The sequence below is a fragment of the Celeribacter ethanolicus genome (assembly GCF_001550095.1).
Classification (GTDB): domain Bacteria; phylum Pseudomonadota; class Alphaproteobacteria; order Rhodobacterales; family Rhodobacteraceae; genus Celeribacter; species Celeribacter ethanolicus.
The window spans coordinates 36783-46108 of sequence record NZ_LRUC01000024.1; the positions used below are offsets into that span (position 1 = coordinate 36783).

9 protein-coding genes and 1 pseudogene are annotated in these 9326 nt (G+C 61.7%); 6 read left to right on the plus strand and 4 right to left on the minus strand.

Going from position 1 to position 9326, the window contains the following annotated elements:
- The first annotated feature begins 2 nt into the window (after window positions 1-2).
- Together NH195_RS10830 and NH195_RS10835 are read left to right on the plus strand one after the other, a co-directional pair.
- Entirely contained in the window at window positions 3-437 is a 435-nt protein-coding gene (locus NH195_RS10830) for a tellurite resistance TerB family protein (RefSeq protein WP_066706667.1), read from the plus strand.
- 8 nt (window positions 438-445) lie between these two features.
- Complete coding sequence (locus tag NH195_RS10835) at window positions 446-1894, plus strand: class I adenylate-forming enzyme family protein (RefSeq protein WP_066706671.1); 1449 nt, start codon at window positions 446-448, stop codon at window positions 1892-1894.
- A gap of 67 nt (window positions 1895-1961) precedes the next feature.
- On the opposite strand, the gene NH195_RS10840 is transcribed toward NH195_RS10835, so the two are convergent.
- The 3 genes from NH195_RS10840 to NH195_RS10850 form a co-directional block, all read right to left on the minus strand.
- Window positions 1962-2576, minus strand: coding sequence for an outer membrane protein (locus tag NH195_RS10840; protein WP_066706674.1), 615 nt, complete (start codon window positions 2574-2576; stop codon window positions 1962-1964).
- Window positions 2577-2684: 108 nt separating this feature from the next.
- Window positions 2685-4184 (minus strand): D-alanyl-D-alanine carboxypeptidase/D-alanyl-D-alanine endopeptidase, encoded by a 1500-nt coding sequence (gene dacB / locus NH195_RS10845; RefSeq protein WP_066706677.1) that lies wholly within the window; start codon window positions 4182-4184, stop codon window positions 2685-2687.
- 103 nt (window positions 4185-4287) lie between these two features.
- Window positions 4288-4893 carry a nicotinate-nucleotide adenylyltransferase gene (locus NH195_RS10850; protein ID WP_066706680.1) on the minus strand — a complete coding sequence of 202 codons (606 nt, stop codon included), beginning with the start codon at window positions 4891-4893 and terminating at the stop codon, window positions 4288-4290.
- A gap of 120 nt (window positions 4894-5013) precedes the next feature.
- Here NH195_RS10850 and NH195_RS10855 point away from each other — a divergent pair, with 120 nt between their 5' ends.
- Window positions 5014-5889, plus strand: coding sequence for a helix-turn-helix domain-containing GNAT family N-acetyltransferase (locus NH195_RS10855; protein WP_066706683.1), 876 nt, complete (start codon window positions 5014-5016; stop codon window positions 5887-5889).
- Between the two features lie 35 nt (window positions 5890-5924).
- On the opposite strand, the gene NH195_RS10860 is transcribed toward NH195_RS10855, so the two are convergent.
- Entirely contained in the window at window positions 5925-6296 is a 372-nt protein-coding gene (locus NH195_RS10860) for a helix-turn-helix domain-containing protein (protein ID WP_066706685.1), read from the minus strand.
- Here NH195_RS10860 and NH195_RS10865 point away from each other — a divergent pair.
- The 3 genes and pseudogenes from NH195_RS10865 to NH195_RS20825 all read left to right on the plus strand — a co-directional run.
- Window positions 6295-6825 carry a lecithin retinol acyltransferase family protein gene (locus tag NH195_RS10865; RefSeq protein WP_162265868.1) on the plus strand — a complete coding sequence of 177 codons (531 nt, stop codon included), beginning with the start codon at window positions 6295-6297 and terminating at the stop codon, window positions 6823-6825. The two genes, NH195_RS10860 and NH195_RS10865, sit on opposite strands and share 2 nt — an antisense overlap.
- Window positions 6826-6917: 92 nt before the next feature.
- On the plus strand, window positions 6918-8573 hold the full coding sequence (gene ettA / locus NH195_RS10870) for an energy-dependent translational throttle protein EttA (RefSeq protein ID WP_066706690.1): 1656 nt from the start codon (window positions 6918-6920) through the stop codon (window positions 8571-8573).
- 244 nt (window positions 8574-8817) lie between these two features.
- A pseudogene (locus NH195_RS20825) lies at window positions 8818-9326 on the plus strand (transposase); the annotation flags it as partial.

Genomic DNA, 9326 nt, shown 5'->3' on the forward strand with positions numbered 1-9326 from the left:
AAATGAACGATATTCCCCATTCCCTGACCCCGCAGGACTGTCTCGTCGCCGTGATGATCGCCCAGTCCATGTCCGACGAGAACATCCGCACCGCAGAGCTTGTCACCATCGAGAATATCGTCAATCACCTGCCGGTGTTCGGAGAATACGACACCGACCGGATCAAGGTGGTCTCCTCCACCGTCTTCGACCTGTTCTCCGAAGAGGACGGGCTCGACGCGCTCTTCGGCCTCATTCGCGACAACCTGCCGGAGTATCTCCACGAGACCGCTTATGCGCTGGCCTGCGATGTCGCCGCCGCCGATGGCCACACCTACGAGGCCGAACTGCGCCTTCTGGAAGAAATCCGCTACGAGCTGAACATCGACCGGCTGCACGCCGCCGCCATCGAACGCGGCGCGCGGGCCCGGTATATGCTGGTGCATCCCATCAACTGAGGCCCGCCATGAGCCTGATGTCGGACCTTGCGGAGATCGCCGCCGAGCAGCCGCAGAAGATCGCCCTGATCACCGAAACCAGCCAGATGAGCTATGCCGATCTGCTGGACCTGATCCAGCGGCTCGACGGACCGCTGGCGATGAAGGGCCTGCGCCCCGGCCACACCCTTGCTCTCGACACCAGCCGCGCCGAGTTCGTCATCGCGGCGATCTTCCTCGCCAGCCTGCGCGGGCTGACCCTCGCGGTCGCCCCCACGCTGCGCTGCCGGGACGCCGGCCTGATCCCCGATTTCAGCCTCGTGCACAAACCCGATCCTGTCCTGCCCCGCGACACGCAAATCGTGATCGAACCGGGTTGGTTCTCCACCCCGCTGCGTCAACGCGCCGACTATCGCGGCTTGGGCAAGGACAACGCCCGCTACGCTTTCCAGTCCTCCGGCTCCACCGGCCAGCCGAAACTCGTCATCGCCGAAGAGACCGAATGGCGCGTCGCCATGGCCCATGCCATGAGCCTCGGCACCGATCCCCAACGCGGACAACGCCTGCTCTCCACTCTCGCACCGACCACCAACTGGGCGGCGGGATGCAATATCGAGACCCTGCTCAGCGGCGGCAGCGTCGTCAGCCTCGGCGCCCAAAGCGACAGGCTGCTGCAATATATCGACCTCTATCGCATCGACACCCTGGCCACCGCGCCGGGCATGGTGCCGAAGATCCTCGAGATGCCCCAGGCCGGGCAATATCTCGCCTCCCTGCGCGATGCGATCTTTGCCGGTGCGGTGGTCAGCCCCGCCCTGCTCGATCGCTTCGCAAAGCTCACCACAGCGCGGCTCCATATCGACTACGGTTCGACCGAGGTCGGCGTTTGTTTCCGCGCCGTCTATCGTCCCGGTACGCCGCAAGCACCGGGCCATGTCGGTCGGTTGGTGCGCCCCGATCTCGAGGTCCTGTTCTGCGACGACAGCCTCACCCCCGCCCCCGAGGCCACCGAGGGCCGTATCGCTTTTCGCCGCCCCGCCGGGCAGATGCGCAGCTATCTCCGGCAGAGCGGACCGGATGCGTCCGGCGCGGGTTTCACCCATGACGGGCTGTTCCTGCCCGGCGATCTGATGCGGCGCGAGGGGGAGGAGTATTTCATCCTCGGTCGGGTCAAGAACATCGTCAATTGCGGTGGCAACAAATACCGGCTCGAGGACATTGCCGAACTGCTCGAACGGGCCTTCCCGGACAGCCAGATGGTACCGCTGATCGACACCGGCGCCGATGGGCTCGAAGCCATCGCACTGGCCTATCGCGCGCCTGAAGAGATCGCCCCCGCCGCAATCACCGCGGCCCTCAAACCGCGGTTTCGCGGCCTCGCGCTTCTGCGCGCCCAGCGCCTCGACGCTTTCCCGCTAACCCCGACCGGCAAGATCGACCGCCGCACCCTTACGGAGCTGCTTGCGGCGAACACCTGATCAAAACCTGGCCCCGACACCAAAACGGGCCCCTGAAGGGCCCGTTCAAGTCGAAATTTCGTCCCGCTCAGAACCGGAAGCCGACCCGCACGGAGGCCGTGGTCAGCTTGTCGATCCCGACATAATAGGGATCGGCGTCGCCACCATAGACCGTGCCGCCCACCTCGAGATCGCGGCTGAGCAATTCCAGACCGACGAAGGCATTGCCTTTCAGCATCGTCTCGACGCCGAGACCGTAGTTCATACCTTCCGCATCGACGCCCTTGGCATAATCGCCGTAGATCCCCGTGTTCGGATCGCCCTTGCTGTAGCCCAGAATGCCGTAGACATAGGCATTGCCGAAGACACGACCGAATTTCGCCTTCAGGTCGACCATGTTGTCGATGCCCGCACCGTCGATGTCGTCGAGATCCATGCCCCCGTTGAACGCCACTTCGGCGCCGACGATCCAGCCGCCGAGATCGGTGTTGTAGCCGGTGAAGAACCCCGGCGCAACGCCGGACAGGTCATCCGTCTGGTTGTAATTGTAGGTCATTTCCGAATCAAACGGCAAAGCCCCGGACAGACCGGCATAGAACCCTGTGAAATCCTGCGCCATTGCCGGCGCGGCAAACCCCAACATCGTGGCCCCGCTCGCGAAAACCACGCTACCGATGGCCGTACTGACTGCCTTGTTAACCATGATGCACCCCCTTTATGAAATAAATTTCAATGGGTCCATTTTACCGCCGAAACCGCCTTTCGGGCAAGCTCTGTCGCAACGTAAGGCGCGGGGAGGTGTTGCGCCTTCTCACCCCGCATAAACCCCCGCCCAGCGCTCGATCAGCGCCTGCTGGAGTTTCTTCGCGCGGGTGTTGAACGTCCGCGCGCCCTGTGGACGCTCTTCCGCCCCCGCCGCCTTCGCCGCTTCACGGCGCGGCACATCGGCGGCGAAGATCGCAAAGGCCATCCGCGCGCCACCCGGCGCATCGACATAGCCCGCCAGAGCCGAGACGAAATCCAGCGTCCCGGTCTTGGCGTGCACGCTCACCCGGCTGTTCTGGATCACATTGCCTTTCGCATCGCGCATCGGGATCGGCTTCATCAACGGGGCAAGCGTCGCCTCCACCCCCGGGGCGCTCAGCATATGCACCATATCCACCGTGGTCACTTTCGACGCGCCGCCAAGCCCGGAGTGATCCACCAGCGCCACATGCCGCATGCCCAGCGCCGATTGCGCCCACTCACTCATCGCCATAGCCGACCCAGCAAGCGTGGCGGGCGCCAGCCCCCGCGCCTTGCTCGCTGTCAGCCCGATCGCCTCCGCCGTCAGGTTGGTCGAATATTTCAGCATGTCGCGCACCACGACACTGAGCGGCGCGCTCTCGATCCGTGCCAGTTCCGTGCCGCTCCCCATGCCATTCACCGTCCCGCGCTGCCCCTGCGGCAGGCGCACCCCCTGTGCGTTCGCCACCGCCTGAAACACCTCCGCCGCATAAAGCCCCGGCAGCCGCACCGGCAACCACCGCGCGCCGCCATTGCCCAAGGCCCCCCGCGCCACGGTCCATTCATCCCGCCCCTGTCCCGCGACATGATCGAACACCGGCAGGTCCCGCGCCGCCACGCTGATCCGCGCGATCCGCACATCCGGCGCATAGCGTTCCGCGCGCGCGTCCATCTTGAGGCTGTAGTCCTCGCCCTGCCGCTTCCACTCGAAATGCACCCGGTTGTAATTCAGGTTCAGCCCGGAAATCGTCGGATTATACCCCGCGTATTCCACCTGCTCGCCGTCGATCTGCGCAATCCGCGGCAGCGCCGTATCGTCGACATAGAACTGCCCTTTGACCCCGGTGATCCCCGCCTCGCGCAGCTTGCCCGCAAGCACCCCGAGCCCGTCTGTGTCGAGCGTCGGATCGCCGCCGCCGACCAGCACCAGATCGCCCTGCACCACGCCGTTCACGACCGGCCCGCTCGCCAGCACCCGCGTCACGAACCGGTGCTCCGCCCCCAGATGATGCAGCGCGTAAAGCGCCGTCACCGTCTTCGCCACCGAGGCAGGCGGCAGGCGCAGCAACGGCTCATGCACCTCATGCAGGTCTCCCGTCGCACTCCCCGCCACGGCATAGCTCACCTCGCCCGAAAGCCCCGCCGCCGCGATCAACGCCTCCCCCGTGGGGATCGAGCGCCGATAAAGATCCGCCGGGCGCGGTTTCGGGATCACAGAGGCGACCAGCCCCTCCGCTCCCGCCGCCTGCGCCACGACCTGTGCCGCGCCGCCCAACAAGAGCCCAAGCGCCTTACGTCGGTTCATTCGAGAAAAATCATGTCCAGTCATGGCCGCGAGTTAAGCGCGGCTTGGCGATCCGGGCAAGACGGGAAATCATGGCGTTCGCTCCCCGCAACACTTTCGAGGATCAGCCCCGCACCCAACCGCCCCGTGCCCGGATCTCCGTCGAGGAGGCATCCGACATCGGCACGTTGATGAAACACCAGCACGGCGCACCGCAGCGCCTCAGGAGCCGCGAGGCGCCGGGCGCCAGTTTTGCATGGGCAAAGCTCTGCGCCGCCACCGAATTGCGCGCCGCGCCCCGCTTGCCGGGCCGGGCAATCACGCCGACGGGTGTCGTCGCCATGATCTCGCGCCAGTCCTGCCAGAGATGAAACTGCGCAAGGTTATCCGCCCCCATCAGCCACACGAAGGTCACACCGGGATAAAGCCGTTTGATCGCCTTAAGCGTCGCCGCCGTATAGCGCGTGCCGGTCCTGGCCTCCAGATCCGTGACTTCGACACGCGGGTGCTGCATGATCTGCCGCGCATGGGACAGCCGCCGCTCCATCGACGCAGGCCCCTGTTCTTTCAGCGGATTTCCGGGGCTCACAAGCCACCACACCCGATCCAGGCCGAACCGTTTCAGCGCCATCTTGGTGATATGCACATGGCCTTCGTGAGCGGGATCGAACGATCCCCCCAGAAGCCCGATCACCTGACCGGGGCGGGCATAAGGCAGCTCATATCGCATGGGTCTTTGCATGGCGTTCTGCATGGCGGCAAGCCGGACGGCTGTCAATCGCTCTTGCTTGACTTCAAATTTCACCTGACTAAAGTCAGAAGAAATAACAGACCTCAGTCAGACATCACCATGACCCTTTCGCCCATCGCCCGCATCCGCCGCTTCAACCGCGCCGTGACCACCGAAACCGGCGTGTTGGACCAGAGCTTTCTCGGCCGCGGCCGCCCGCTCGGCGCCGCCCGCGTGCTCAATGCCATCGGCCCCACGGGCCGCGCCGTCTCCGACATCCGCGCCTTCCTCGATCTCGACACCGGCCTTCTGTCGCGCCTGTTGCGTAGTCTTGAGGACGAAGGCCTCGCCTCCGTCACCGAAGACCCCGCCGACAAACGCCGCCGCATCGCGCACCTGACACCCGAGGGCCTGCGTGAATACGCCGCTTACGAAAGCCTCTCCGACACCCGCGCGCAGGCGCTTCTGGACCGTCATCCGCATCCCGAAGCGCTCCTCGCCGCCATGGACCTGATCGCCTCCGCACTCGGCCGCGACCGGATCGAGATTGTGGAAAGCGATCCGCACAGCGCCCCCGCCATCTTTTGTCTCGAAAGCTACTACGCCGAACTGGCCGCGCGCTTCGCCATGGGCTTCGACCCCGCCAAAGCCGCCCGCCTCGACAGCGACGACATGCGCCCGCCGCGCGGCGTGTTCCTCGTGGCCTTGTCCGATGGGCTGCCCTCCGGCTGCGTCGGCCTCAAGGGCACAGATAAAGGCTACGCCGAAATCAAACGCCTCTGGGTCGCGCCGTCGGCGCGGGGACTGGGACTGGCAAAACGCCTGATGTCAAAGGCCGAAAGCTACGCGCGAGAGATGGGCATCACCACGCTCAGGCTCGACACCAACTCCGCCCTCCCGGAAGCGGCGGGATTGTATCAGCGGTTGGGATGGAGTGAGATCGAGCGGTTCAACGACGATCCCTACCCGGATTTGTTTTTTGAGAAGCGGGTGTGAGGCTGGAGCAGCAACCACGACCATCTAATCACTTGTTACTTGCTCTTCAAAGCAGCCGCCAACAAGACAGCCAATGCCGCGACCCCAACCAAGCCTAAAGCAGCGTCCGGTGTATTAACCTCTTTCTTAGAAGCCACCATGACACCTTGTTCCCTAAGCTGGCGCACAGCATTTTCGTAAGTCTGAACAAGATCAACCAATGTCATGCTCAGCGCATTCGCCAAGCTTTGCAGCGCAACAAGATTGGCACTCGCCTCACCTCTTTCTAAGCGCGATAGCGACGCACGGCTCATGCCTGAATGTTCGGCGAGCTGCCCCTGCTCGAGTCCTCTTTGCTTGCGCAGCGTCACAAGCACCTGTCCAAAAACAGTATCAGCGACTGCAAAACGTTCACCACTACTTGACATGAGAGATCCCTTCCGTATATTTCCGATTATCGTAAATATAGCAATTCAGCTAATTTGTCAAAAAGGAGTATACTCAAAAATGCTAGCTGGCACGATCATTAAAACACTTAAATTCCCCGTAACCCACTACGGCATCTACATCGGGAATGGACAGGTTATTGATAATTCACCAAAACGCGGGGCCGTTGGGGTGACAACTATTTCAGACTTCAAGCGCGATGGCGTCTGTGAAATTGTGAATGCTCCGCCTTCTACTCAAGAAGGATCACGTCGATGCGGCCTAGCGCACCAAAGGATTGGTAAACCCTATCATCTTCTCCAGCAGAATTGTGAGCATTTCGTAACCGAAATCATGACTGGTACTGCCAAATCTACTCAAGTGGCTATTGCTGCCACAATCGGCATTGCAGCATTTACGCTCTCCAAGGGCGATCTACCTCAAAAAATGGCAACTTCTGCACTGGCGGCTTCTGGCGTTTTGTTGCTGATGAGCGCAATCAGCCCAACCCAAAGCCTAAAGAAGGTATAAAGAGGAAGAGGGGACGATGACTCCCCCTTCCCATCCCCCCTCTTCCCACGCTAAACCACCGCCCAAACCATTCCCCCCAAAGGAGCCCCCAAATGGCAGCCTATCAATACGTCTACCACATGGACGGCGTGTCCAAGACCTACCCCGGCGGCAAGAAGGTGTTCGAAAACATCCGCCTCTCCTTCCTCCCGGGCGTGAAAATCGGTGTCGTCGGTGTCAACGGCACCGGTAAATCGACCCTCATGCGCATCATGGCGGGCATGGACAAGGACTTCCAGGGCGAGGCATGGGCCGCCGAGGGCGCCAAGGTCGGCTACCTGCCGCAGGAGCCGGAACTGGACCCCTCCCTCGACGTGCGCGGCAACGTGATGCTGGGTGTGGCCGCCAAGAAAGCGATCCTCGACCGCTACAACGAACTCGCCATGAACTACTCCGACGAGACCGCCGACGAGATGGCCAAGCTGCAAGACGAGATCGACGCCCAGAACCTCTGGGATCTCGACAGCCAGATCGACGTCTCCATGGAGGCGCTCCGTTGCCCCCCCGATGACGCCGATGTCACCACGCTGTCGGGCGGCGAGAAACGCCGTGTCGCGCTGTGCAAGCTCCTGCTCGAAGCCCCCGACATGCTGCTCCTCGACGAACCGACCAACCACCTCGACGCCGAGACCATCGCCTGGCTGCAACAGCACCTCATCGAGTACAAAGGCACGATCCTGATCGTCACCCACGACCGCTACTTCCTCGATGACATCACCGGCTGGATTCTCGAATTGGACCGTGGCCGCGGCATTCCCTACGAGGGCAACTATTCCGCATGGCTCGAACAAAAAGCCAAGCGCCTCGAACAGGAAGCCAAGGAAGACAAGACCCGTCAGAAAACCCTTGAGCGCGAACTTGAGTGGATGCGGCAGGGCCAGAAAGCCCGTCAGGCCAAGCAAAAGGCCCGGATCGACCGCTACAACGACCTCGCCTCGCAATCCGAGCGCGACAAGATCACCCGCGCCCAGATCGTTATCCCGAACGGCCCGCGCCTCGGCTCCAAGGTCATCGAAGTGCATGGCCTGTCGAAACACATGGGCGACAAGCAACTGATCGAAGGCCTCGACTTCTCCTTGCCGCCGGGCGGCATCGTCGGCGTCATCGGCCCGAACGGCGCCGGTAAATCGACGCTCTTCCGCATGTTGACCGGCCAGCTCGAGCCCGACGCCGGCACCGTCGAATATGGCGACACGGTGAAACTCAGCTACGTCGACCAGTCCCGTGACGACCTCGACCCCAACGAAACCGTGTTCGAAGCGATCTCCGACGGGCAGCAAGTGATCGCCTTGGGCGACGCGGAAATGAACGGCCGGGCCTATTGTTCCGCCTTCAACTTCAAAGGCGGCGACCAACAGAAGAAAGTCGGCGTCCTCTCCGGCGGTGAACGCAACCGCGTCCACATGGCGCGCCTGTTGAAATCCGGCGGTAACGTGTTGCTGCTTGACGAACCGACCAACGACTTGGACGTCGAGACACTTCGTGCCTTGGAAGACGCGCTGACTGAGTTCGCAGGCTGCGCCGTGGTCATCTCCCACGACCGTTTCTTCCTCGATCGGATTTGTACCCACATTCTGGCGTTTGAAGGCGACGCCCATGTGGAATGGTTCGAAGGCAACTTCGAGGATTACGAGGAAGATAAGAAGCGGCGGTTGGGTCCGGATGCGCTTGAGCCTAAACGATTGAAGTATAAGAAATTCTCCCGCTAAGCGGGGGAATTTCCTTCAATCTTTTGAGTGAAACCACATGCAAAAGCGCCTTCGGGCGCTTTTGTCATGCGCGCGAGGCAGCGTATTTTCAAAGAAAATGCGCGTTCGCGCCCCGTGGAGCAGGAGCGGAATGGCCGCAGCAGAAGCGCCTGAAGTATAAGAAGTTTAGTCGAAGGGTAATCCCCCCGAAATTTAGGGGCGTTTGAAAGTAGAATTTTCTCGAAAGATAAAAGAGGAGATTCTGATGAAGAAATCGAAATACAGCGACGCTCAGATCATGAGTATTTTGAAACAGGCCGAAGGCGGTGTGCCGGTTGCGGATCTGTGCCGTGAGCATGGGATGAGTTCGGCGAGCTTTTACAAATGGCGCTCGAAGTATGGCGGCATGGATGCGAGCCTGATGGCGCGGATGAAAGAGCTCGACGAGGAAAACAAGCGCCTCAAGCGCATGTATGCCGAGAAGAGCATGCAAAACGACCTGTTGAAGGAAGCGCTTGGAAAAAAGTGGTAAGGCCGTCTCAACGCAGAGAGATGGCCGAGTGGGCGGTTCGGCACCGGTCCGTCAGCATTGCTTTGGCCTGCCGAGCATTCAGCATCAGTGAGACGTGCTATCGATATCAGCCGACGCTCAGAGCTGAGAACGAGCTGATCGCCGATTGGCTTGTCGCGCTGACAACGGCCAAGAGGAGTTGGGGGTTTGGTCTGTGCTTTTTGCATCTGCGGAACGTCAAAGGTTTTGGCTGGAACCACAAA